Source organism: Mesorhizobium sp. M0830, from assembly GCF_040319965.1.
Classification (GTDB): domain Bacteria; phylum Pseudomonadota; class Alphaproteobacteria; order Rhizobiales; family Rhizobiaceae; genus Mesorhizobium.
In genome coordinates this window covers 40,645-62,303 of the sequence record NZ_JAMYOR010000023.1, presented here as the reverse complement: position 1 = coordinate 62,303, position 21,659 = coordinate 40,645, and the positions used below count along the sequence as shown (strand labels likewise).

The following is a 21,659-nucleotide window of genomic DNA, read 5'->3' as shown; positions in this document are numbered from 1 at the left end:
CTACTCCACGACCTTCGGAACGAGGAAGAAATTCTCGTCGGTCGCCGGCGCGTTGGCGACAATATCGGTCGCCTTGCTGCCGTCGGTGACAACGTCCTGGCGCTTCTTCATCTCCATCGGGGTCACCGAGGTCATCGGCTCGACGCCGGAAACATCGACCTCGTTCAGCTGCTCGACGAAGCCGAGGATGGCGTTCAGCTCGCCAGTCATGCGCTCGGCATCTTCTTCATTCACCGCGATGCGGGCGAGATGCGCGACGCGCTTCACTGTTTGCAGATCGACGGACATGTTTTTGCCTCGGGGAAAACCAGTTCGGGCTATAGCGGCGCCGCGCGCGGTGCGCAACATGCATCATGCGGCAGACCGGACCGTGGTGGCGGCCCGGCTCTCGGCCATCGGTCCAAGGGCAAGGTGCTGTCTACGGCAGGGCAACGCCCTCGCACAGATAGTAGCTGCCGCTGTTGCCGCTTGCCTCGCTTTCGCTATCGGTGGGCCGAACCGACACGAGATCGACCTGCTTCGAGTTGATTTGCGTCACCGAGAGGACATCCGGAAAGACATAGCCCGGCTCCTGGCAGATTGCCGTCACCGCCCAGCTTGGCGAGGCCGTCGCCTTGCTGATCTGCATAAACTCGCAATTGTATTCGACCCCTTGCAGGCCGAGCGCCGAAAGCACGATGTTCCCCGCCTCGACAAGCGTTTGCAGCGTGTCCTTTTTGGCCTGTTTGCAAAGCTCCTCGGATTGAAGGTAGACGCCCTCGATGAAATCATCCGCGGCGAGCGCGGGCGACGCCGCGACAAACATGGACACGTAAAGAGATCGCCCCAACACCGATTTATTCCGCCTTGGCTACTTCTAAATCGTAATCGTCTCTCCGATGTCAGGCAATGCCACCGTCACACCGGATCCTTCCAGGCCGGCCTCGAACTTATCGGCGGTCGGATCGATCATCGGAAATGTGCCGAAGTGACAGGGAACCACGGTCTCGAACTTGAAGAACCGGCGGCAGGCAAGTGCCGCCACCGCGCCACCCATGGTGAAGCGGTCGCCGATCGGCACGATGCCGATCTTCGGCTCGTGCAATTCGTTGATCAGCGCCATGTCGGAGAAGATGTCGGTGTCGCCCATGTGGTAGAGCGTTTTGTCTTCCGGGAAGTGCAGGACGAGACCACCGGGATTGCCGAGATAGACGTTCTTACCACCCTCTTCGCCAAACGAGGAGGAATGCAGCGCCTGGACGAACGTGGTGGTGAAGCTGCCGCAATCGACGGTGCCGCCGATGTTGCCGGGGTTGATCTTCTTGTCGCTGACGCCCTTGCCGACCAGGTACATGCAGATCTCGAAATTCGCGACCAGTTGGGCACCGCTTTTGCCAAGCACTTCCAGCGCGCCGCTGATGTGGTCGCTGTGTCCATGCGTCAGCAGCACATGCGTGACGCCCTCGGCGGGCCCTTCCCAGCCGCCCGTCCAGGACGGATTGCCGATCAGGTAGGGATCGATGAGGATCTTGGCGTCAGCGGTTTCAATGCGAAAGGCCGAGTGGCCATACCAGGTCAGTTTCATGGAACGCACTCCTCGATTTTTGGCTTGCCAAAGGATAGAACGCCGATAGACCGGAGATCAAAGGGTTACAGTGTCCGTTGTGCGTTTGAGAGAACACATAGCGGTGAAGGTGAAGGACGCCGGTGGGCATTATCACGATCGAGGAATTGCCGGCGCGGTTAACCGGAGGCAAGACGCTGGCCGGGATCGACCTCGGCGATAAGACGATTGGCGTCGCGGTGTCGGACCAGGGGTTTTCCTTCGCCCATCCGCGACCAGTCATCATGCGAAGGAAATTCTCGCTCGATGCGGCGGTGCTGCTCGCCTTGCTGCAAAAGGAGAACGCCGGCGCGGTGGTGATCGGGCTGCCGATCAACATGGACGGTTCAGAAGGGCCGCGCGCGCAGAAATCGCGTGCCTTCGTTCGCAACATGGCGCAGATCAGCGACCTGCCCTTCGTGCTCTGGGATGAAAGGCTATCGACGGTCGCGGCCGAAAGAACGCTGATCGAGATGGACTTCTCGCGCCGCAAACGCGCCGGCAAGATCGATTCGGCGGCAGCCGCGTTTATTCTGCAGGGAGTTTTGGACCGGCTTCAATCGCTCCACGCATCCGCTCGAACGGACCCGGACCCGCCCAACGCCGGCTGACCCAGCCTGTGATCTCGCGACGGCGGCGGAACGCCCACAACGCCATCAGCAGAAACCCGTCGAAGACGCAGGCCTTTGCCACCATATCGGGGATGGTCGCCGGATCGATGCCGAGCATCTGACCATAGAGCTGGAAGAAGATGTCGTGCATCTGTCGGCTGAGCATCGTGTAGCCAAAATTGATGTCATTGGCCGACAGATAGAACCAGCCCCAGAAAATCGCCATGGGGGCCGCCCAGGATGCGAAGATGTAACGCATCAGCGGTCTCCCCCGGAATTAGAGCCTGTTCGGCCCGATATGAGTGAAAGCAGCGAATTGTGGGCCGCGGCCTTTGCCATGCCACGCGCGACGGCGCGAACCTCGCCCTCGCCCGAAGCAACTGCCGCAACCGCGGACCGCCGCTCGGCAAGCATGGCGACATAAGACGCCTGAAGTGCGGCCAACTGCACGGCGACAACCATGAACAGCCCGTTGATGCCTTGCGCGGCGCCACCGACCACGATCAGCGACAACACGCCGGACGCGCAGATGAAGGCGATGCGTGCAACGCTGTCGACGCCCTGGCTGGTAGCGTCGTTGATCAGGGTTTCGACAAAGGTCCAGAAAAACAGCACCGCCACGACGAGCAATGCGGTCGCGAGCGGCGCCACGACGACAAATTTGTCGAGGTCGATGAAGCGGCTGTCCTCGATTGTGGCTCCCAACACGCCGAGAGCCGTCACCACACCACGGCTTCCGTCGATGCAGATAAGTGCGAGCAGGGCGAAAACGATCGCCCAGTGCAAGGCCAGAAAAGAGGTCAGTACGTGTCGCATCGCCGTTCCCGCTTCGCAAAGCAAGGAGCGGCCAAATTTGAACCATTCCCTGCTTTCGCCGGGACAGTGGGCCCTGCCGCTCGACACCGCAACGGAAACCATTTGTTAAGGTTAATGGCGATTAGCCATGCGCATGGGAATGCCCGCCGACGCATCAAACGCCGGTTCTTGCGAGGTTCGCCGCTCAATTCACCGGCGGATAGAGGGTATCGATGATCATGCGCGCATCGTGGCGCGAATCGAGCATGCCATAGGTATTGCGCCATTGGCCGGCCAAACGCGTCTCGACGAAAGCATCTGCGATCCGCCCTGCCCCGAGACGGCGCAACTCCGCTGCCGCAGCCGACAGCGCCAGTTGTTCGGTGAGCAGACGGGCCGAGCCCTCATCGGTTGACGCAACCTGCATCGCCGCCTTCAGCACGCCGATCGTGCCGCGTCCGCCAGCGCCGAGATCGCGGTCGATGCCGGCCAGCACATCCTCGAACAGGCCAGGCGCACGGCCAAGCACGCGCAGGACGTCGAGCGCCATGACATTGCCCGAGCCTTCCCAGATCGCGTTGACCGGGGCTTCGCGATAATAGCGGGCGAGCGGCGCCTCCTCGACATAGCCATTGCCGCCGAGACACTCCATCGCCTCGTAAAGCAGCGGCGGCGCGATCTTGCAGACCCAGTATTTGACGACGGGCGTCATGGCGCGGGCAAAGGCCGCTTCACCGCGATCGCTCGCCGCCTCGTCGAAGGACCGCGCCAGCCGGAACGACAGCGCGGTTGCTGCCGCCACATCGAGCGCCATATCGGCCAGCACGCGCTGCATCAAGGGTTGCTCGATCAGTGTCGAGCCGAACACCTGTCGGTGGCGCGCGTGATGAACGGCCTCGGCGAGGCCCGCACGCATGATCGCCGAGGACGCGATGGCACAATCCAGCCGGGTTAGGGTGACCATGTCCATGATCGTCTTCACGCCGGCACCGGGTTCGCCGACCATCTCGCCGATGGCGTTGACGAATTCCACTTCGGAGGACGCGTTGGAACGGTTGCCGAGCTTGTCCTTCAGCCGCTGAAAACGGAAGCCGTTGCCCGACCCGTCACCGAGAACGCGCGGTACCAGAAAGCACGACAATCCCTCCGGCGCCTGCGCCAGCACAAGGAACGCGTCGGACATCGGCGCCGACATGAACCATTTGTGCCCGTTCAGGCGATAAAACCCGCTGCCGGCACGTTCCGCCCTTGTCACATTGGCGCGCACATCGGTGCCGCCCTGTTTCTCGGTCATGCCCATGCCGAGTGTCAGCCCGGTCTTCTCGACCGGCGGCTTTTGGCTGTGGTCGTATTTGCGCGTCGTCACGCGCGGCGCCCATTCGCGAAATAGTTTTGGGCTGGCCATCAAAGCCGCCAGCGAAGCGTTGGTCATGGTGATGGGGCAGAGATGCCCGGTCTCGAGCTCCGCCGTCAGATAGAACCGGGCGGCACGGACCTGATGGCGGCGGCCGATCTCGGCGTCGCCGTTTTCCCAGACGGAGGAATGCAGCCCGTTGGCCACCGAGCGGCGCATCAAGGCGTGATATGCGGGATGGAACTCGACCACATCGATGCGCCGTCCCTGGCGGTCATGCGTCCTGAGCTTCGGCGTCTCGACATTGGCGAGCCGGGCCAGTTCCTGCGCCTCTTGCGTCAGCACGAAACGGCCGAGCCCGTCGAGATCCTTGCGCACCGGATCGGAAAAACGCTCCGCGAGCTGGATCAGCAACGGATCGCCCCGCCAGGCGTTGCCGCCCGTCAGCGGCGGCGGCTGGTTCGTCACGTCGTCGGTCACGCCCAATCCTTCTATCGGCAGAAAGGCCCTTGTCGTCAGAAAGCCACGAATCCGAAGCCGTCGGCTAGATATAGCCCAAGCTATGCAGCGCGCGCGATGAAAATACCGGCCGATTTAATCGGCCATCTACACGAAAAAATTGAGGAGAACGGCTCCAATCCAAAGCTGGCGCTTGCAGCCGCAAAATCTCCACCCTATAGCAGCGCCTTGAGATGACCGACGCCTCGTCCCTGCCACCCTACCCTCACCGCCATCTTCTGGGCATCCGCGATCTTTCCCCCGCCGACATAGAGCTATTGCTCGACCGCGCGGACCGCGCGGTCGCGATCTCGCGGCAGTCCGAGAAAAAAACCTCGACGCTGCGCGGCCGCACCCAGATCAACCTGTTCTATGAAGCGTCGACGCGTACGCAGTCGTCGTTCGAGCTGGCCGGAAAGCGGCTCGGCGCCGATGTCATGAACATGTCGGTGGCGAGCTCCTCGGTGAAGAAGGGCGAGACGCTGATCGACACGGCGATGACGCTGAACGCCATGCGCCCCGACATCCTGATCATCCGCCACCAATCGGCCGGCGCTGCCGCCCTTCTGGCGCAGAAGGTCGGTTGCTCCGTCGTCAATGCCGGCGACGGCGCGCATGAGCACCCGACACAGGCACTGCTCGACGCACTGACCATCCGCCGCGCCAAAGGCCCGCTGTCGAAGCTGATCGTGGCGATCTGCGGGGACATCCTGCACTCGCGCGTGGCGCGCTCGAACATCATGCTGCTCAACGCGCTTGGCGCCCAGGTGCGCGTCGTCGCACCGTCGACGCTGCTGCCCGCCGGCATCGAGAAGATGGGCGTCATCGTCACCCGCTCGATGGCCGACGGCCTCAAGGGCGCCGACGTGGTGATGATGCTGCGCTTGCAGCGCGAGCGCATGGAGGGCTCCTTCGTGCCTTCGGTGCGTGAATATTTCCGCTATTTCGGTCTCGATGCCGAGAAGTTGAAGGCTGCCAAGGACGACGCGCTGGTGATGCACCCCGGTCCGATGAACCGCGGCGTCGAGATCGCCTCGGAAATCGCCGACGGTCCGCAGAGCGTCATCCAGGAACAGGTCGAGATGGGCGTTGCCGTGCGTATGGCCGTGATGGAAGCCTTGCTCGACCCCCGTCGCAATCAAGAGGGCCGTGTCGCATGAGCACAAGGGTCTTTGAGCGCGCCCGCATCGTCGACCCCTCGCGCGGCCTCGACGAAGTCGGCACCGTCATCGTCGACGGCCGCAAGATCGTCGCCGCCGGCAAGGCGGCGCTGAACCAGGGCACGCCCGAGGGCGCTATCGTCGTCGACTGCGCCGGCAAGGCGATCATTCCAGGCCTGATCGACGGCCGCGTCTTCATCGGCGAACCAGGCGGCGAGCATCGCGAGACCATTGCGTCGGCAAGTGTCGCGGCGGCAGCCGGCGGCGTCACCTCTATCGTCATGATGCCCGACACCGATCCGGTGATCGACAATGTGGCGCTGGTCGAGTTCGTGCTGCGGACCGCCAAGGAGACGGCAAGCGTCAACGTCTTTCCGGCGGCGGCAATCACCAAGGGCCTCGACGGGCGCGAAATGACGGAGTTCGGCCTGCTGCGCGAAGCCGGCGCCGTCGCCTTCACCGATGGCCGCCACACCATATCGAGCGCGCTGATGATGCGCCGAGCGCTGACCTATGCACGCGACTTCGGCGCCACCATCGTGCATGAGACGCAGGACGCCGACCTCGGCTCGTCCGGCGTGATGAATGAAGGCCTCTACGCCAGCTGGCTCGGCCTCTCCGGCATTCCGCGTGAAGCCGAATCCATCCCGCTGGAGCGCGACCTTGCGCTGGCTCGGCTGACGCGCGGTTCGTACCATGCGGCAAAGATCTCGACGGCGATGGCGGCAAACGCCATGACGCGTGCGAAAGCCGACGGTGCTGCCGTGACATCAGGCGTCGCGATCCACAATCTGTCGCTGAATGAAAACGATGTCGGCGAATACCGCACCTTCTTTCGCCTGACGCCGCCCTTGCGCGCCGAGGAAGACCGGCTGGCGATGATCGAGGCAGTCAGGGACGGCACGATCGACATCATCGTCTCCTCGCATGATCCTCAGGATGTAGACACCAAGCGTCTGCCCTTCGCCGATGCGGCGGCCGGTGCCATCGGGCTCGAAACGCTGCTGGGTGCCGCATTGCGGCTCTACCACAATGGCGACGTGCCGTTGCTGAGGCTGGTCGAAACCTTGTCCACCGCCCCTGCGAGATTGTTCGGACTGCCTGGCGGCACGCTGAAGCCGGGCGCTGTCGCCGATCTTGCGCTTGTCGATTTCGACGAACCCTGGATCGTCAGCGAGAGCGGCATTCGTTCGCGCTCGAAGAACACATGTTTCGAAGGCGCACGCATGCAAGGCAGGGTCTTGCAAACGTTGGTGGCGGGCCGCACAGTGTTCTCGTTCTGAGCTGGCCACCGCGCACCGCGCCTGACCCGGCTAAACTGGGGGAAATGCGGGGGAAACAATGACTTACAGCCTGCTCCTGGCATTGGTGTTCGGCTATTTGCTCGGTTCGATTCCTTTCGGACTTCTGCTCACCCGCGCGGCCGGCCTTGGCGATGTGCGCAAGATCGGCTCCGGCAACATCGGCGCCACCAATGTTCTGCGCACCGGCAACAAGGGCCTTGCCGCCGCGACGCTGCTGCTCGACGCGCTGAAGGGCACGGCCGCCGTGCTGATATCAGGCCATTTTTCGCCTGAACTGGCGATCTGGGCAGGCCTTGGCGCCTTTCTGGGCCATCTCTTCCCGGTATGGCTGGGTTTCAAGGGCGGCAAGGGCGTCGCCACCTATCTCGGCGTGCTGATCGCCCTTGCCTGGCAGGTAGCGCTGATCTTCGCCATCGTCTGGCTGGTGATGGCATTCCTGTTCCGATATTCCTCGCTGGCGGCGCTGACGGCAGCCGTCGTCGTGCCGATCGCCCTCTATCTCTTGAGCACGCCGCAGAATGCTGCCCTGTTCGTGGTGATGAGCATCATCGTATTTATCAAGCACCGGGAAAACATTTCTCGCCTGCTTGCCGGCAACGAGGGCAAGATCGGGGCCAGGGAGTGAGCGAGCCGGCTGCCGGGCCGCGCCTCAGCGACCGGCAGCGGCTGAGCTGGCTGCGGCTTATCCGCACCCAGAATGTCGGCCCCGCCTCTTTTCGCGACCTGATCAACCGCTTCGGTTCGGCCGAAGTGGCGCTCGAAATACTGCCGGAGCTGATGATTTCAGGCGGCGCCAAACGCATCGCCCGCATTCCTTCCATTGCCGAAGCCGAGGCCGAATTGGAAACGGCCAGAAAGGCTGGCGCGCGCTTTGTCGGCATCGGTGAGACAGACTACCCACCGCTTTTGCGCAACATGGACCATCCGCCACCGCTGCTGGCGGTCAAAGGCAGTGCCGCCGTGTTCCGGCTGCCGGGGGTCGCCATCGTGGGCGCCCGCAACGCATCGCTGGCCGGCATCAAGATGGCCCGCATGCTGGCGGCGGAACTCGGACGCGACGGCTACGCAATCGTCTCCGGCCTGGCGCGCGGCATCGACACGGCGGCGCATCAGGGCAGTCTTGCGACCGGCACGATCGGTGTTTTGGCTGGAGGCCTCGACCTGCCCTACCCGCCCGAAAATGCCGGCTTGTGCGAGGAAATTGCCGAGCGCGGCGCCGTCATATCGGAAATGCCGTTCGGCTGGCAGCCACGCGCACAGGATTTCCCGCGCCGCAACCGCCTAGTCGCGGGCGCGGCCCTTGGGCTGGTGGTTGTCGAGGCAGCGCAACGTTCGGGATCGTTGATCAGTGCAAGGCTCGCCGGCGAAATGGGCCGGCTGGTTTTCGCCGTTCCCGGCTCGCCGCTCGATCCACGTGCCGCCGGCACCAACGGCCTGCTCAAGGATGGCGCCACGCTGGTCACCGAGGCATCGGACATTTCCCGGGCAATCGCCCCGCTGACCGGCATGCGGGCGCCCGACGTGCCACCGTTCGAAGAACCGCCCGACTTCTCGGTCACGCCACCGCCCGGCGAAAGCGATCGCGCCCGCGTCGTCGAGACGCTCGGCCCGACGCCAGTGCCGATCGACGAGATCATCCGCCACACCGCCCTGCACCCGGCCCAGGTCTTCATGGTGCTGCTGGAACTCGACCTCGCCGGCCGCCTCGAGCGCCATGCAGGAGGCAACGTTTCGCTGCTGTTCGGGGATTCTTCAGTCTGAACTGAGAACACCTGATCTGAGGCATATGAACTGAGGATCGGTGACGTCTTGCTTCGGAGCGATGCTGTTCGCATTCTGGAAGCGACAGATGTCGATGTCACGGAAAGTGAACTCGCTGTGCCCTGCGATAGCTTCGAAAAAACGCACCAACCCGATTTACAACTAACATGTTAGTGAGCTATCACTGCTGGCGAACTTCTTTTCGGAGACTTCCCGGTGACATCACGCTTTGGCCTTTCAGCCGCCCTCGCCACGCCTTTTGATGCCTCCGGGCAGATCGCCATCGCGCCGATGATCGCCCAGGCCAGGCGTTGCCTGGCGGAGGGGTGCACCAGCGTGACGCTTTTCGGCACCACCGGCGAAGGCGCATCGGTGGGCGCCTCGGAGCGGCGGTCGGTGACCGAAGCCATGCTGGCTGCCGGCATCTTGCCACATCAGCTTGTTGCCGGCGTGCTGGTCGATGCGGCCGAGGACGCCGCCGAACAGGCACGGCATGCCTTGCAGCGCGGCGCCCGCAACATTCTGCTTGCGCCGCCGAGCTATTTCAAGAATGTCGGCGAGGACGGCCTTTTCGGCTGGTTTTCCACTGTTTTTGCCGCGCTCGGTCCGCTCGCCCGTGACGTGCTTCTCTACAACATCCCATCTGTCACGATGGTGAAGCTCTCGCTTGGCCTGATCGGCCGCTTGCGCACCGCCTTTCCGGATGTCGTCGCGGGGGTCAAGGATTCCGGCGGCGACTGGGCCTACAGCGAGGCGCTGCTCAGCGCCCATGGCGATCTGGTCATCCTAATCGGTGACGAACGGCATCTGGCGCGAGCGGTGCGAATTGGTGCTCAAGGCGCCATCTCCGGCATGGCCAATTTCGTCACCGGCGAAATCCGCGCGATGGCCGAGGACGGGCGCGATGATACCCGCGTCGAGCGTTTCGTGCTCGAATTGCTCAAATATCCGGTCACGCCGGCGGTGAAGGTCATGGTGGCGCGCAAGACCGGCGACGACCGCTGGCTGGCGGTCCGCCCACCGCTGGAGCCGATCGCTTCGCAGGGGCGCCAACAGCTTGCCGTCGCCTATGACAGTCTGTTTGCCAGGGAATCAGCCTGACCGGCAAAGGAAAGCGCGCTGAAATGGAAGACGGCAGCGAACCGACCACCCTTAGGGAAAAAGCCTATGCCAGCTTCACGCGGCATTTGCTGGCCCGCGATCTGCTGCCGGGGCAATTCGTGTCGCAGCGCGAACTGGTTGCCTTCACCGGCCTGCCGCTCGGTGCCATTCGCGAGATCGTGCCGCGTCTCGAGGCCGAAGGGCTTCTGACGACGATCCCGCAGCGCGGCATGCAGATCGCCCATATCGACATCAGTCTGATCCGCGAGGCTTTTCAGTTCCGACTGTTCATGGAGCGCGAAGCGGTGGCGCTGTTCACCACCAGCGCCCCCGACGAGGAACTTGCCCGCCTGCGACGCGAACATGAGGAGATGCTGGCGCAAGCCCTTTCGCAGACCCCGACACCGGAAATGGAAGCGAAGGCCCAAAAGATCGACTGGGCGATGCACGACACTTTCATCGATGCGCTGGGCAACGAGATCATCGCCAAGGCCTATCTGGTCAACTCGGTGAAGATCCGGCTGATCCATCAGGAGCGCTTCCGCATCGACGGGCGCGTCGTGCCGGTCATGCGCGAGCACCTCGCGGTCATCGAAGCCATGGAGAGCCGCGACCCGCAAAAGGCGGTCGAGGCGATCAGCCTGCACATCGACAACGCGCGCCGGCTGGCGCTGCAAATCTGAGGAACCATGAGCCGCGCCGCGGTCGCGGCGCAATCGACAACGACAGCAACCGGGAGGAAGAAATGTCGTCCAATCTGTTCAACCCAACCAGGAGGCAACTCTTGCAAGGAACCGCGGCACTCGCTGCCGCCGGGCTTGCGGGCGTCCGCCCAAGCTTTGCCGCCGCCGTCGACTGGAAGCGCTTTGCCGGCACGACGCTCGACGTCAATCTGGTCAAAAGCCCGCGCAGCGACACCCTCATAAAATATCTCGCCGAGTTCGAGGAGTTGACCGGCATCAAGGTCAATGCCGAGGCGACGCCCGAACAGCAGCAGCGCCAGAAGACGGTGATCGAACTGAGCTCCGGCAAGCCGAGCTTCGACGTCGTGCATCTGAGCTACCATGTGCAGAAGCGACAATTCGAAAAGGGCGGCTGGCTGGCCGACATATCAGGCTATCTCACTGACCCCGCCCTGACCGACCCCGGCCTGGTCGAAAGTGATTTCGCCGATGCCGGCATGCTGTTCGCCAAGGACAGCCAGGGCGTGCTGCGCTCGCTGCCTTTCTCGGTCGACTATTGGATCGTCTACTGGAACAAGGAGCTTTTCGAGGCCAAGGGCCTCAAATATCCCGAAACCTTCGAGCAACTGGTGGCCGCCGCCGAGGCGCTGACCGACGCGTCGAACAACACCTACGGTTTCGTCGCCCGAGGCATCAAGAACGCCAACACGCCAGTGTGGACGTCACTGATGCTCGGCTACGACATGACGCCACTCGATGGTCAGGGCAAGCTGCGCACGACGTCGCCCGAGGCGATCGAGGCCGCCAGCCTATACCAGAGGCTGATGACCAAATCCGCGCCTCCAGGCGTCACCGGCTTCAACTGGGCCGAAGCGCAGTCCGCCTTCCTGCAAGGCAAGATCGGCATGTGGTTCGACGGTGTGGGCTTTGCCCCGCCGATGGAAAATCCTGAAAAATCGCGGGTGGTCGGCAAGGTCGGCTATGGTGTTATGCCCAAGGGCCCCAAGGCGCACGCCTCGGGCACGTTCGGCGACGGCATCGGCGTGACGGCCGCCAGCGAGAAGAAGGAGGCCGCCTATCTGTTCTGCCAGTGGGCAGTGTCGCCGGTCATGGGTGCGCGCCTGCTGCAGGCAGGCGCCGGCGTCCCGTTCCGCAAGTCGGTGCTTGAAGATCCAAAAGTGCGCGAAGGCGTCACCATGCCGGCGAGTTGGCTCGATGCGGTGGTCGGCTCCGGTAATGTCAGCCGGCTGTCGCTGCCGGTCATCATCCCGGTCACCGAGTTCCGCGACATCTATGGCGTGGCACTGACCAATTTGATTGCCGGCGCCGATCCGGCGGAGGAGCTGAAGAAGGCTACCGAACAGTTCCAGCCGGTTCTCGACAGGAGCGAGCAAGGCTGATGTCCGCCACCGCCCCAGAACGCACCGGGGTGACGACGCAAGCCATCGAAGGGAGCCAGACGATCCGGCTGGCTCCCAACTACTGGCCTTTCGTCATTCCGGCGCTCGTCGTCGTCGGCGCAGTGATCGTCTTTCCCTGGGCCTTTACGCTGTGGATGAGCGTCAACCGCTGGACGCTCGGCCAGTCGCGAAGCTTTGCCGGGATGGAAAACTATTTTCGGCTGGCGGTCGACCAACGCTTCTGGGAATCGCTGCTCCACACCTTGAGCTACACCTTCCTTTCGGTTGCCGCGCCGATGTTGCTCGGCACTGTCGCCGCCCTGATCTTCGACACCAGGTTTCCGCTGCGCGGCCTGTTGCGTGGTGTCTTCGTGATGCCGATGATGGCAACGCCCGTTGCCGTGGCGCTGGTCTGGACGATGATGTTCCATCCTCAGCTCGGTGTTCTCAACTACCTGCTGTCGCTGGTCGGCATCCCGGCGCAGGAATGGATATTCAACGCCAACACGGTCATCCCCTCGCTGGTCGCGGTCGAGACCTGGCAATGGACACCGCTGGTGATGCTGATCGTGCTGGGCGGCCTGGCGTCCGTGCCGCGCGAGCCATTCGAGAGCGCCGAGATCGACGGCGCCAATGCCTGGCAGCAATTCCGCTATCTCACTCTGCCGATGATCGCGCCGTTCCTGATGATCGCGGTGATCATCCGCACCATCGATGCGCTGAAGAGCTTCGACATCATCTACGCGATGACCCAGGGCGGACCCGGTACGGCCTCGGAGACCATCAACATCTATCTCTACAACACCGCCTTCTCCTACTACGACATCGGCTATGGCTCGGCCATGGCCGTAGTGTTCTTCATCGTCATCGTCGCCTTGTCCTTCATCCTCTTGATGTTGCGCCAGCGCTCCCAGTGGATCGGCGTGGAGGGCAAATAGATGAGTTCACGGCTGCTCAATCAGGTCGGGCTGTTTTTCGCGGCCCTGGTCTTCGTCTCGCCGGCGATCCTGTTCTTCCTCTGGATGATCTCGCTGTCGCTGAAATTCGAGATCGACAACGGCGCCTATCCGCCGATCCTGATCCCCGAACATCTCGCCTGGTCGAACTATGCAAAGGTGTTCGAGGAGAACAACTTCCTGCTCTATCTCTGGAATTCGGTTCTGGTGACCGGCACGGCGACACTGCTGGCACTGCTGATCGGCGTGCCGGCCGGCTATGGCATCGCACGGCTCAAGGCCGAGCGGTCGGCGGTCGTCATCATGATCGCCCGCATGACGCCGGGGCTTTCCTATCTCATCCCGCTTTTCCTGCTGTTCCAATGGGTCGGCATTCTCGGCACGCTATGGCCGCAGATCATCATCCATCTGGTGGTGACCGTGCCGATCGTCGTCTGGGTGATGATCGGCTATTTCGAGACCACGCCGATGGAACTGGAGGAAGCGGCCAACATCGACGGCGCCAGCTCCTGGCAGGTGTTCCGGCTGGTCGCCTTGCCCATCGCCAAGCCGGGCATCGTGGTTGCCTTCATCCTGTCCGTCATCTTCTCATGGAACAATTTCGTTTTCGGCGTGGTGCTCGCCAGCCGCGAAACGCGCACGCTGCCGGTCGCCGTCTACAACATGCTGTCCTACGAGCAAGTCAGCTGGGGTCCGCTCGCCGCCGCCGCACTTGTGGTGACGCTGCCGGTGCTGGTGCTGACCATGTTCGCACAAAGGCAGATTGTCGCCGGACTGACCGCCGGCGCCGTCAAGGGCGGCTGAGCGCTACCCTACATCCAATTTTTTTCGAGGAAACCCAATGGCTTCGGTGACAATCAACAACGTGCAGAAGGCCTTCGGAACGGCCAAGATCATTCACGATGTCAGCGTCGATATCGCCGATGGCGAGTTCGTCATCCTGGTCGGTCCGTCGGGCTGCGGAAAGTCGACGCTGCTGCGCATGATTGCCGGACTTGAAACGATTTCGGGCGGCAGGATCGCCATTGGCGATCGCATCGTCAACAATCTGCGTGCGCGGGACAGGAACATCGCCATGGTGTTCCAGAACTACGCGCTCTATCCGCATATGACGGTGGCCGACAATATGGGCTTTGCCCTGAAGATCAAGAAAGCCGATCCGGCCGATACCGCCAGCCGCGTCGGCAGGGCCGCCAGCATTCTGGGCCTCGACAAGCTGCTCGACCGCTACCCGCGCCAGCTTTCCGGCGGCCAGCGCCAACGCGTAGCCATGGGCCGCGCGATCGTGCGCGACCCGCAAGTCTTCCTGTTCGACGAGCCGCTCTCCAATCTCGACGCCAAATTGCGCGTCCAGATGCGCGGCGAGATCAAGGCGCTGCACCAGCGACTGGGCACCACGACGATCTATGTCACGCACGACCAGATCGAGGCCATGACCATGGCCGACAAGATAGTCGTGCTGCACGACGGCCTCGTCGAGCAGATCGGCGCGCCGCTCGACCTTTACGACCGCCCTGCCAATCTCTTCGTTGCCGGCTTCATCGGCTCGCCCGCCATGAACTTCATTGCCGGCCGTATCGAGGAAGGCGTGTTCCGCAGCACCGGCGGGCTGGTCCTGCCACTGCCGGAAGGCATCCACCCCGCGCATGCTTCGGGGAACGACCTCGTCTATGGCATCCGCCCGGAACATATTCGTGCGACCGCCCAAGGCATCGATGGCAAGGTTACGCTCCTGGAAGCGACGGGGTCGGAAATCTTCGCCAAGGTGGATTGTGGGGGCGAAGAGATCTCCTGCCTTTTCCGCGAACGGCTTGCGCTCAAGCAGGGCGAGCCGGTGCGCATCGAGATCGACCGCGCCTGTGCTCACCTGTTCGATGCCAAGACCGGCCGGCGATTGTAGGGCAAAGGTCCGATATCCCAGCGCAAAGGTCTCAAGCGGCGGTTAGCTCTTGCCACGAGCGTCCCTTGGCAGCAATCTCGGCTCGAAGAGCCGCTCATCGGGTGGATGCCGGCGCGACAGGATTTTGCCATGACCCGCGATCAGATGCTCGCCCACCTCCGCGCCGCCGATGAAGTCGCGCGCGAGGCGGCGGCGCATGGGCATCATCCGTTCGGTTGCGTGCTGGTCGGGCCGGACGACCGCATACTGATGCGGCAGGGCAATCTCGACACGGTGCGCCATGCCGAGACCGAGATCGCCCGGCGCGCCGCGGCGGCCTACGAGCCGGAGTTCCTGTGGCAATGCACGCTGGTCTCGACCTTTGAGCCGTGCGCGATGTGCGCTGGTACGATGTATTGGGCGAATATCGGGCGGTTGGTCTACGGGTGCGATGAGACCAAGATCCTTGCGCTGACCGGGGACCACCCTGAGAACCCGACGATGAGCCTCTCCTCGCGCACCGTGTTCGGCTCCGGCCAGAAAAAGATGGAGGTCTTTGGCCCCTTCCCCGAAATCGAGGACGAGTTGCACGAGCCGCACCGCGATTTCTGGAAGCGCTGACGCTTCGTGCCAGTCGGCAACCGGTCGATGGCAACAGCCATCGGATCGATCGGAGCCGTAATGCTGCTGCCGTGCGCGTGGGAAAGTCTCCCCGCTCGTTATGGTGGAATATCGATTTGGTGAGCGCGATGGGATTCGAACCCATGACCTACTGATTAAAAGTCAGTTGCTCTACCGGCTGAGCTACGCGCTCCCGCGGGCTCAAAAGCCGCCCTCGAAATTGCGCGGAACATAGGGAGAGTGCCTCGACCGGTCAACCGGAAAAAGAGGGTTCGTAAACATGGCTTCGCCCCGTCGGGGCACTCTCTCGCCGCATCAGCGGAGAGAGCAACTAAGGAGCTCAGCCGTTTTGCCCGCAGCGGCATCCTGTCCCGGGAACAATTGCATAGGCCACTCGTTTTCCCAGCACGGGGACGTCCGCTAACCCTCGAGGAGAAGAGCAATGAACAGAATCACAGTGGGTATGCTGGCAGCCACGCTCTCGGCCACATTCGTTACGGCGGAGGCGGTGCCCGTCAACGCCCAACCGAACTATGTGCCGCAATCCCAGGTCGCGGTGCCGGATGTGCAGACAGTCCAGTACCAGGAGTGGCGCAAGAACCGCTACAATCGCAGCTTTTCGCGTGACCGCAATTTTTCCCGCAATCGCGTGATCTATTGGAACGGCCATCGCGGCTATCGCGAATATCGCCCCGGCTATCGCCGCCACGGCGATTATTGGTTCCCGCTCGCGGCCTTCGCTACCGGCGCGCTGATCACCGGCGCCATCATCAACAACGAACGCAATCGCGTCTATGAGGGCAATTCGCATGTGCAGTGGTGCTACGATCACTATCGCAGCTACCGTGCTTCGGACAACACGTTCCAGCCGAATTATGGCCCGCGCCGTGAGTGCCGTTCGCCTTACTGATTGAGTGAGTGGGAGTGATAGCGCTCCATTGAAGACCCGTGCCAGAAGTGGCGCGGGCCTTTCTTTTCGGTCAGCCCGCCCCATCACCGACCACTGATGGCCGTTTATTACACACTCAGCGTCCTGCGCACAGCATCGCGCCAGCCCGCAAGCTTGGCTGAACGAGTCGACATATCCATATCCGGCTGGAACCTCCGTTCCTGCGCCCAGCTTTTCGCAAACTTCTTGGCATCCGGCCACACGCCTGCCTTCGAGCCGGCAAGCCATGCGGCACCCAGCGCCGTCGTCTCCAGAATGGTCGGGCGGTCGACCGGCGCATCGAGGATGTCGGCGAGGCGCTGCATGGTCCAGTCGGACGCTACCATCCCGCCATCGACCCGAAGCACGGTCTTGGCCGAAGCCCCCTTCCAGTCCTTGCGCATGGCGTCGAGCAGGTCGCGCGTCTGGTAGGCGACGGCCTCCAGAGCGGCGCGGGCGAACTCCGCCGGACCGGAATTGCGGGTCAGGCCGAAAATGGCGCCACGTGCATCGGCGTCCCAATGCGGTGCGCCGAGGCCGACGAAAGCCGGCACCAGATAGACATTCTGCGTCGGATCGGCTTCGGCTGCCAGTTTGCCGCTGTGCTCGGCCTTGCCGATCACCTTGATGCCGTCGCGCAGCCACTGCACGGCAGCACCGGCAATGAAGATCGAGCCTTCCAGCGCATAGGTGGTCTTGCCGTTCAGCCGGTAGGCGATGGTGGTCAAAAGCCGGTTTTTCGAGCGCACCAGGTCACTACCGGTGTTGAGCAGCGCAAAACAGCCGGTGCCATAGGTGGATTTCATCATGCCCGGTTCGAAACAGGCCTGGCCGATGGTCGCCGCATGCTGGTCACCGGCAACGCCGAGGATTCTTATCGCGGCGCCGAAGAGATTTTTCTCCGTGATTCCATAATCATCGGCGCAGTCCTTTACCTCGGGAAGCATTTTGGCCGGGATGTTCAGAATGGCCAGCAGCTCCTCATCCCAGGCATTCTCAGCGATGTTGTAGAGCAGCGTGCGCGAAGCATTGGTGGCATCGGTGGCGTGGACCTCGCCGCCGGTCAGCCGCCAGATCAGAAAACTGTCGATTGTGCCGGCCAGCAATTCGCCCTGCTCGGCGCGCTTTCTGGCGCCCTTCACCTTGTCGAGCATCCAGGCGATCTTGGTGCCGGAGAAATAGGGATCGAGCAGCAGGCCGGTCTTGCGGGTGAATTTCTTCTCCAGGCCATGCTTTTTCAATTTCTGGCACAGCGGCGCGGTGCGCCGGTCCTGCCAGACGATGGCGTTGTGGATCGGCTTGCCAGTCGCCCTCTCCCAGATGACGACGGTTTCGCGCTGGTTGGTGATGCCGAGCGCAGCCACTTCGGGAGCATTCCGGCCGGCCTTCTTCAGCGCCGCCTTCACCGTCGCCACCACACTCGCCCAGATCTCCTCAGGATCATGCTCGACCCAGCCGGAGGCCGGATAATGCTGCGTGAATTCCTTCTGCCCGCTGCCGACGACCTTCATCTGGTCATCGAACAGGATCGCCCGTGTCGAAGTCGTTCCCTGGTCGATTGCCAGCACAAAACCGCTCATTCCAGCGCCCTCCGCCTCGATACAAAGAGGGGAGACGGCAACGAGCCGCCTCCCCTAATTTCACACGGGCGCGCGAACGCCCGCATAGACAATGCTACTTCTGCCAGCTCTTCACCAGTTCGTCGTAGTTGATGGTGATCGGCTTTTCCTTCTCGTTCTCGATCTTGAGCTGAGGAGCGAGATTGCCCTTCTTGACCGCGTCGGCGTTCCAATAGGCGAGGTCATGCTCTTCGGCCATCTTCGGGCCGATATCGCCCTGGACGCCCGACTTCTCGATACGGCTCATCACCTTTTCCTGCTCGCTGCAGAGCGAGTCCATCGCCTCCTGCGCCGTCTTGGCGCCCGACGATGCATCGCCGATCGCCTGCCACCAGAGCTGTGCCAGCTTCGGATAATCAGGCACGTTGGTGCCGGTCGGCGACCACTGGACGCGAGCCGGCGAGCGGTAGAACTCGATCAGGCCGCCGAGCTTCGGAGCGCGCTCGGTGAAGCTCTTGTCGTGGATCGTGCTCTCGCGGATGAAGGTCAAGCCGACATGGCTCTTCTTCACGTCGACGGTCTTCGAGGTGACGAACTGCGCGTAAAGCCAGGCGGCCTTGGCGCGGTCGGTCGGCGTCGACTTCATCAGCGTCCAGGAACCCACGTCCTGATAGCCGAGCTTCATGCCGTCCTTCCAGTAGACGCCATGCGGCGACGGTGCCATGCGCCATTTCGGCGTGCCGTCGTCGTTCAGCACTGCCTTTGCGCCGGCATCGACCATCGAGGCGGTGAAGGCGGTGTACCAGAAGATCTGCTGCGCGACCGCGCCCTGAGCCGGAACCGGGCCGGATTCGGAGAAGGTCATGCCCTGGGCTTCGGCCGGTGCGTAGGCCTTCAGCCAGTCGAGGTACTTCTGGATCGAATAGACGGCAGCCGGACCATTGGTATCGCCGCCGCGCGCCGTGCAGGAGCCGACCGGTCGCGAATTCTCGTCGACCTTGATGCCCCATTCGTCGACAGGCAGACCGTTCGGGAGGCCTTTGTCGCCGTTGCCGGCCATGGACAACCAGGCGTCAGTGAACCGCCAACCGAGCGACGGATCCTTCTTGCCGTAGTCCATGTGGCCATAGACCTTCTTGCCGTCGATCTCGCGGCCGGTGAAGAACTCGGCGATGTCCTCATAGGCAGACCAGTTGACGGGAACGCCGAGGTCGTAGCCGTACTTGGCCTTGAAGTCGGCCTTGTTCTTCTCGTCGTTGAACCAGTCGTACCGGAACCAGTAGAGGTTGGCGAACTGCTGGTCGGGAAGCTGGTAGAGCTTCTTATCGGGCGCGGTCGTGAACGAGGTGCCGATGAAGTCCTTCAGGTCGAGGTTCGGATTGGTGACGTCCTTGCCGTCGCCCGCCATCCAGTCGGTCAGGTTGCGCACCTGCTGGTAACGCCAGTGGGTGCCGATAAGGTCGGAATCGTTGACCCAGCCGTCATAAAGGTTCTGGCCGGTCTGCATCTGGGTCTGGATCTTCTCGACGACGTCGCCTTCCTGGATGACGTCATGCGTGATCTTGATGCCGGTGATGGCGGTAAAGGCCGGCGCCAGCACTTGCGATTCATACTGGTGCGTGGCGATGGTTTCCGAAACGACCTTGATGTCCATGCCGGCGAAAGGCTTCGCGGCATCGATGAACCACTGCATTTCGGCTTCCTGGCCGGCGCGGTCGAGCGTCGAAAGCGGACCGATTTCCTTGTCCAGGAAGGCTTTCGCCTCGTCCATACCGGCATAGGCGTTGCCAACCCCGAGCAATAGGACAAGCGCAGTCGTTGATGTTAAAAATTGCCGTCGCATTGTGTTTCCTCCACTGTTTTAAGGTTTCAAGTGCGATCTGGAGCGGCCGCCGGCACGCGGTCGCTCCAACAGTTTCCCCCTCTATACGTAGCGGAACACGCCAACGGCGTAGACCACGGAGAGAGCGAGAGCCCACCACAGGTTGGGTCCGACAAGACCCAACCAAGCGAGATGGATAAAGGCGCTGCCAAGCAGCGACAGGAAAAGACGGTCGCCACGCGTCGTCTCGAAGCGCAGGAGGCCGATGCGCGGATTGCCGCCCGGCGAGGCATATTCCCACGCCGCCATGCCGCACAGCAGCAGAAAGATTGTCCCGAAAAAGGCCGCCGTCGGCCAGGTCCATGCCATCCAGGTAAGGTCGAAATTCATCAGTGCTTCTCCATCACCGTACGCTTCACAAAGTCACAGCTTTCGGCAGAGTAAGCGACAAAATTCATCAAGCCGGAGAGATGCATAAATGCGTGCCATGCGATGGCATCGCTGTTTGAGCCTTTAACCTCTGCCCGCAAATCGTTGAGATCGTCGTAGACGTCTCCCATCACGAGGCTCGGAGGGCTGAGGTTGAATGCGTCAGCGAAATAGACCTTCCAGTACTGACTTTGCTTGACGTCGATATGGTCGACGCCTTGAGCTTCGAGACGATCAAACAAGCTGCTCGCGAAATCGCGCAGTTCGGAGATTTTGATAACCGCTTCCGCCATCAAACCCTCCCCAGGGCAAAGCCCTTGGCGATGTAGTTGCGCACGAACCAGATGACCAGCGCGCCGGGGATCAGCGTCAGCACACCGGCGGCGGCGAGCAGGCCCCAGTCCATGCCGGCGGCCGAAACCGTACGCGTCATGGTGGCGGCGATCGGCTTGGCGTCGGTCGTGGTCAGCGTGCGGGCGATCAACAATTCCACCCACGAGAACATGAAGCAGAAGAAACAGGCGACGCCGATGCCGCTCGCGATCAGCGGCATGAAGATCCTGACGAAGAAGCGCGGGAACGAATAGCCGTCGATATAGGCGGTCTCGTCGATTTCCTTCGGCACGCCCGACATGAAGCCTTCGAGGATCCACACCGCTAATGGCACGTTGAACAGGCAATGCGCCAGCGCGACGGCGATGTGGGTGTCGATCAGGCCGAAGGCCGAATAGAGCTGGAAGAAGGGCAGCGCGAACACCGCCGGCGGCGCCATGCGATTGGTCAGCAGCCAGAAAAACAGGTGCTTGTCGCCGAGGAAGCGGTAGCGCGAGAAGGCGTAGGCCGCCGGCAGCGCCGCAGCCACCGAGATCACCATGTTCATCACCACATAGGTGATCGAGTTGACGTAGCCCGAGTACCAGGACGCATCGGTGAAGATGGTGACGTAATTGGCGATCGTCGGTGCATGCGGATAGAGCGTCAGCGAGGAGACGATCTCGGCATTGGTCTTGAAGCTCATATTGATGAGCCAGTAGATCGGCAGCAAAAGCACGATGATGTAGACCGTCGGCACGATCCACCACCAGCGCGATTCCTCGCCGCGGCGGCGCATCAGCCGCGCGATCTGGTCCTGCGACATAGCACTGGCGAGCCCTTCCGAAGCCGTCGTTTCGCTCACTCTGTCCTGCCTCGTCGTTCTTTCGTTGGCGCCGCCCAT

General features: G+C 62.5%; 24 protein-coding genes and 1 tRNA gene. 13 read left to right on the top strand and 12 right to left on the bottom strand.

Translation table 11 applies throughout. The features are described 5' to 3' along the window. From gatC to NKI20_RS16040, 3 genes are all read right to left on the bottom strand, one after another. Nucleotides 1-288: an Asp-tRNA(Asn)/Glu-tRNA(Gln) amidotransferase subunit GatC gene (gatC, locus tag NKI20_RS16050; protein ID WP_023759273.1), complete on the bottom strand. Its 288-nt coding sequence runs from the start codon at nucleotides 286-288 to the stop codon at nucleotides 1-3. Between the two features lie 130 nt (nucleotides 289-418). After that, nucleotides 419-805, bottom strand: coding sequence for a hypothetical protein (locus tag NKI20_RS16045; RefSeq protein ID WP_352831903.1), 387 nt, complete (start codon nucleotides 803-805; stop codon nucleotides 419-421). Nucleotides 806-856: 51 nt separating this feature from the next. Then, nucleotides 857-1,564 (bottom strand): metal-dependent hydrolase, encoded by a 708-nt coding sequence (locus NKI20_RS16040; RefSeq protein ID WP_023759275.1) that lies wholly within the window; start codon nucleotides 1,562-1,564, stop codon nucleotides 857-859. Nucleotides 1,565-1,686: 122 nt separating this feature from the next. Between NKI20_RS16040 and ruvX the strand changes: the two genes are divergently transcribed. Next, nucleotides 1,687-2,193 carry a Holliday junction resolvase RuvX gene (gene ruvX / locus NKI20_RS16035; RefSeq protein ID WP_352831870.1) on the top strand — a complete coding sequence of 169 codons (507 nt, stop codon included), beginning with the start codon at nucleotides 1,687-1,689 and terminating at the stop codon, nucleotides 2,191-2,193. Here ruvX and NKI20_RS16030 read toward each other — a convergent pair. From NKI20_RS16030 to NKI20_RS16020, 3 genes are all read right to left on the bottom strand, one after another. After that, nucleotides 2,111-2,452, bottom strand: coding sequence for a DUF6105 family protein (locus tag NKI20_RS16030; RefSeq protein WP_352831868.1), 342 nt, complete (start codon nucleotides 2,450-2,452; stop codon nucleotides 2,111-2,113). The two genes, ruvX and NKI20_RS16030, sit on opposite strands and share 83 nt — an antisense overlap. Further along, nucleotides 2,452-3,009, bottom strand: a complete 558-nt coding sequence (locus NKI20_RS16025) for a hypothetical protein (protein ID WP_352831866.1) — start codon at nucleotides 3,007-3,009, stop codon at nucleotides 2,452-2,454. Before NKI20_RS16025 ends, NKI20_RS16030 begins: the two co-directional genes overlap by 1 nt. A gap of 184 nt (nucleotides 3,010-3,193) precedes the next feature. Beyond that, the gene (locus tag NKI20_RS16020) at nucleotides 3,194-4,822 is read right to left on the bottom strand and encodes a DNA alkylation response protein (RefSeq protein ID WP_352831864.1); all 1,629 of its coding nucleotides are present in this window, start codon (nucleotides 4,820-4,822) and stop codon (nucleotides 3,194-3,196) included. Nucleotides 4,823-5,034: 212 nt separating this feature from the next. Here NKI20_RS16020 and NKI20_RS16015 point away from each other — a divergent pair, with 212 nt between their 5' ends. From NKI20_RS16015 to NKI20_RS15965, 11 genes are all read left to right on the top strand, one after another. Further along, on the top strand, nucleotides 5,035-6,000 hold the full coding sequence (locus NKI20_RS16015; protein ID WP_352831862.1) for an aspartate carbamoyltransferase catalytic subunit: 966 nt from the start codon (nucleotides 5,035-5,037) through the stop codon (nucleotides 5,998-6,000). After that, the gene (locus tag NKI20_RS16010) at nucleotides 5,997-7,283 is read left to right on the top strand and encodes a dihydroorotase (RefSeq protein WP_352831860.1); all 1,287 of its coding nucleotides are present in this window, start codon (nucleotides 5,997-5,999) and stop codon (nucleotides 7,281-7,283) included. Before NKI20_RS16015 ends, NKI20_RS16010 begins: the two co-directional genes overlap by 4 nt. 58 nt (nucleotides 7,284-7,341) lie before the next feature. Then, nucleotides 7,342-7,929 carry a glycerol-3-phosphate 1-O-acyltransferase PlsY gene (gene plsY, locus NKI20_RS16005; RefSeq protein WP_352831859.1) on the top strand — a complete coding sequence of 196 codons (588 nt, stop codon included), beginning with the start codon at nucleotides 7,342-7,344 and terminating at the stop codon, nucleotides 7,927-7,929. Then, a complete protein-coding gene (dprA, locus tag NKI20_RS16000) occupies nucleotides 7,926-9,065 on the top strand; it encodes a DNA-processing protein DprA (protein ID WP_352831857.1) in 1,140 nt (379 codons plus the stop codon). The genes plsY and dprA overlap by 4 nt, the downstream gene beginning before the upstream one ends. Nucleotides 9,066-9,281: 216 nt before the next feature. Continuing rightward, nucleotides 9,282-10,166 (top strand): dihydrodipicolinate synthase family protein, encoded by an 885-nt coding sequence (locus NKI20_RS15995; protein ID WP_352831855.1) that lies wholly within the window; start codon nucleotides 9,282-9,284, stop codon nucleotides 10,164-10,166. A gap of 23 nt (nucleotides 10,167-10,189) precedes the next feature. Further along, nucleotides 10,190-10,849 carry a GntR family transcriptional regulator gene (locus tag NKI20_RS15990; protein ID WP_352831853.1) on the top strand — a complete coding sequence of 220 codons (660 nt, stop codon included), beginning with the start codon at nucleotides 10,190-10,192 and terminating at the stop codon, nucleotides 10,847-10,849. A 62-nt stretch (nucleotides 10,850-10,911) separates the two neighbouring features. Continuing rightward, on the top strand, nucleotides 10,912-12,249 hold the full coding sequence (locus NKI20_RS15985) for an ABC transporter substrate-binding protein (protein WP_352831851.1): 1,338 nt from the start codon (nucleotides 10,912-10,914) through the stop codon (nucleotides 12,247-12,249). Then, complete coding sequence (locus NKI20_RS15980; protein ID WP_352831849.1) at nucleotides 12,249-13,187, top strand: carbohydrate ABC transporter permease; 939 nt, start codon at nucleotides 12,249-12,251, stop codon at nucleotides 13,185-13,187. Before NKI20_RS15985 ends, NKI20_RS15980 begins: the two co-directional genes overlap by 1 nt. Continuing rightward, nucleotides 13,188-14,009 (top strand): carbohydrate ABC transporter permease, encoded by an 822-nt coding sequence (locus tag NKI20_RS15975; RefSeq protein WP_023759290.1) that lies wholly within the window; start codon nucleotides 13,188-13,190, stop codon nucleotides 14,007-14,009. A 37-nt stretch (nucleotides 14,010-14,046) separates the two neighbouring features. Further along, a complete protein-coding gene (locus NKI20_RS15970) occupies nucleotides 14,047-15,105 on the top strand; it encodes an ABC transporter ATP-binding protein (protein WP_352831847.1) in 1,059 nt (352 codons plus the stop codon). Between the two features lie 129 nt (nucleotides 15,106-15,234). Beyond that, nucleotides 15,235-15,705, top strand: a complete 471-nt coding sequence (locus tag NKI20_RS15965) for a nucleoside deaminase (protein ID WP_352831845.1) — start codon at nucleotides 15,235-15,237, stop codon at nucleotides 15,703-15,705. Between the two features lie 117 nt (nucleotides 15,706-15,822). On the opposite strand, the gene NKI20_RS15960 is transcribed toward NKI20_RS15965, so the two are convergent. Then, nucleotides 15,823-15,898, bottom strand: a tRNA-Lys gene (locus NKI20_RS15960). 249 nt (nucleotides 15,899-16,147) lie between these two features. Between NKI20_RS15960 and NKI20_RS15955 the strand changes: the two genes are divergently transcribed. After that, nucleotides 16,148-16,615 (top strand): BA14K family protein, encoded by a 468-nt coding sequence (locus NKI20_RS15955; protein WP_352732181.1) that lies wholly within the window; start codon nucleotides 16,148-16,150, stop codon nucleotides 16,613-16,615. Nucleotides 16,616-16,722: 107 nt separating this feature from the next. On the opposite strand, the gene glpK is transcribed toward NKI20_RS15955, so the two are convergent. The 5 genes from glpK to NKI20_RS15930 form a co-directional block, all read right to left on the bottom strand. Beyond that, a complete protein-coding gene (glpK, locus tag NKI20_RS15950) occupies nucleotides 16,723-18,213 on the bottom strand; it encodes a glycerol kinase GlpK (RefSeq protein WP_352831843.1) in 1,491 nt (496 codons plus the stop codon). Between the two features lie 94 nt (nucleotides 18,214-18,307). After that, on the bottom strand, nucleotides 18,308-20,035 hold the full coding sequence (locus NKI20_RS15945) for an ABC transporter substrate-binding protein (protein ID WP_352606176.1): 1,728 nt from the start codon (nucleotides 20,033-20,035) through the stop codon (nucleotides 18,308-18,310). Between the two features lie 81 nt (nucleotides 20,036-20,116). Further along, entirely contained in the window at nucleotides 20,117-20,404 is a 288-nt protein-coding gene (locus tag NKI20_RS15940) for a DUF2160 domain-containing protein (RefSeq protein ID WP_352606174.1), read from the bottom strand. Then, on the bottom strand, nucleotides 20,404-20,736 hold the full coding sequence (locus NKI20_RS15935) for a hypothetical protein (RefSeq protein ID WP_352831840.1): 333 nt from the start codon (nucleotides 20,734-20,736) through the stop codon (nucleotides 20,404-20,406). The genes NKI20_RS15940 and NKI20_RS15935 overlap by 1 nt, the downstream gene beginning before the upstream one ends. Then, the gene (locus NKI20_RS15930) at nucleotides 20,736-21,659 is read right to left on the bottom strand and encodes a carbohydrate ABC transporter permease (RefSeq protein ID WP_023759297.1); all 924 of its coding nucleotides are present in this window, start codon (nucleotides 21,657-21,659) and stop codon (nucleotides 20,736-20,738) included. Before NKI20_RS15930 ends, NKI20_RS15935 begins: the two co-directional genes overlap by 1 nt.

Coding starts and splice junctions, on each gene's coding strand:
- gatC (WP_023759273.1), bottom strand. CDS start 288: ATGTCCGTCGATCTGCAAACAGTGAAGCGCGTCGCGCATCTCGCCCGC.
- NKI20_RS16045 (WP_352831903.1), bottom strand. CDS start 805: ATGTTTGTCGCGGCGTCGCCCGCGCTCGCCGCGGATGATTTCATCGAG.
- NKI20_RS16040 (WP_023759275.1), bottom strand. CDS start 1,564: ATGAAACTGACCTGGTATGGCCACTCGGCCTTTCGCATTGAAACCGCT.
- NKI20_RS16030 (WP_352831868.1), bottom strand. CDS start 2,452: ATGCGTTACATCTTCGCATCCTGGGCGGCCCCCATGGCGATTTTCTGG.
- NKI20_RS16025 (WP_352831866.1), bottom strand. CDS start 3,009: ATGCGACACGTACTGACCTCTTTTCTGGCCTTGCACTGGGCGATCGTT.
- NKI20_RS16015 (WP_352831862.1), top strand. CDS start 5,035: ATGACCGACGCCTCGTCCCTGCCACCCTACCCTCACCGCCATCTTCTG.
- NKI20_RS16010 (WP_352831860.1), top strand. CDS start 5,997: ATGAGCACAAGGGTCTTTGAGCGCGCCCGCATCGTCGACCCCTCGCGC.
- plsY (WP_352831859.1), top strand. CDS start 7,342: ATGACTTACAGCCTGCTCCTGGCATTGGTGTTCGGCTATTTGCTCGGT.
- NKI20_RS15990 (WP_352831853.1), top strand. CDS start 10,190: ATGGAAGACGGCAGCGAACCGACCACCCTTAGGGAAAAAGCCTATGCC.
- NKI20_RS15985 (WP_352831851.1), top strand. CDS start 10,912: ATGTCGTCCAATCTGTTCAACCCAACCAGGAGGCAACTCTTGCAAGGA.
- NKI20_RS15980 (WP_352831849.1), top strand. CDS start 12,249: ATGTCCGCCACCGCCCCAGAACGCACCGGGGTGACGACGCAAGCCATC.
- NKI20_RS15975 (WP_023759290.1), top strand. CDS start 13,188: ATGAGTTCACGGCTGCTCAATCAGGTCGGGCTGTTTTTCGCGGCCCTG.
- NKI20_RS15970 (WP_352831847.1), top strand. CDS start 14,047: ATGGCTTCGGTGACAATCAACAACGTGCAGAAGGCCTTCGGAACGGCC.
- NKI20_RS15965 (WP_352831845.1), top strand. CDS start 15,235: ATGACCCGCGATCAGATGCTCGCCCACCTCCGCGCCGCCGATGAAGTC.
- NKI20_RS15955 (WP_352732181.1), top strand. CDS start 16,148: ATGAACAGAATCACAGTGGGTATGCTGGCAGCCACGCTCTCGGCCACA.
- glpK (WP_352831843.1), bottom strand. CDS start 18,213: ATGAGCGGTTTTGTGCTGGCAATCGACCAGGGAACGACTTCGACACGG.
- NKI20_RS15945 (WP_352606176.1), bottom strand. CDS start 20,035: ATGCGACGGCAATTTTTAACATCAACGACTGCGCTTGTCCTATTGCTC.
- NKI20_RS15940 (WP_352606174.1), bottom strand. CDS start 20,404: ATGAATTTCGACCTTACCTGGATGGCATGGACCTGGCCGACGGCGGCC.
- NKI20_RS15935 (WP_352831840.1), bottom strand. CDS start 20,736: ATGGCGGAAGCGGTTATCAAAATCTCCGAACTGCGCGATTTCGCGAGC.
- NKI20_RS15930 (WP_023759297.1), bottom strand. CDS start 21,659: ATGGGCGGCGCCAACGAAAGAACGACGAGGCAGGACAGAGTGAGCGAA.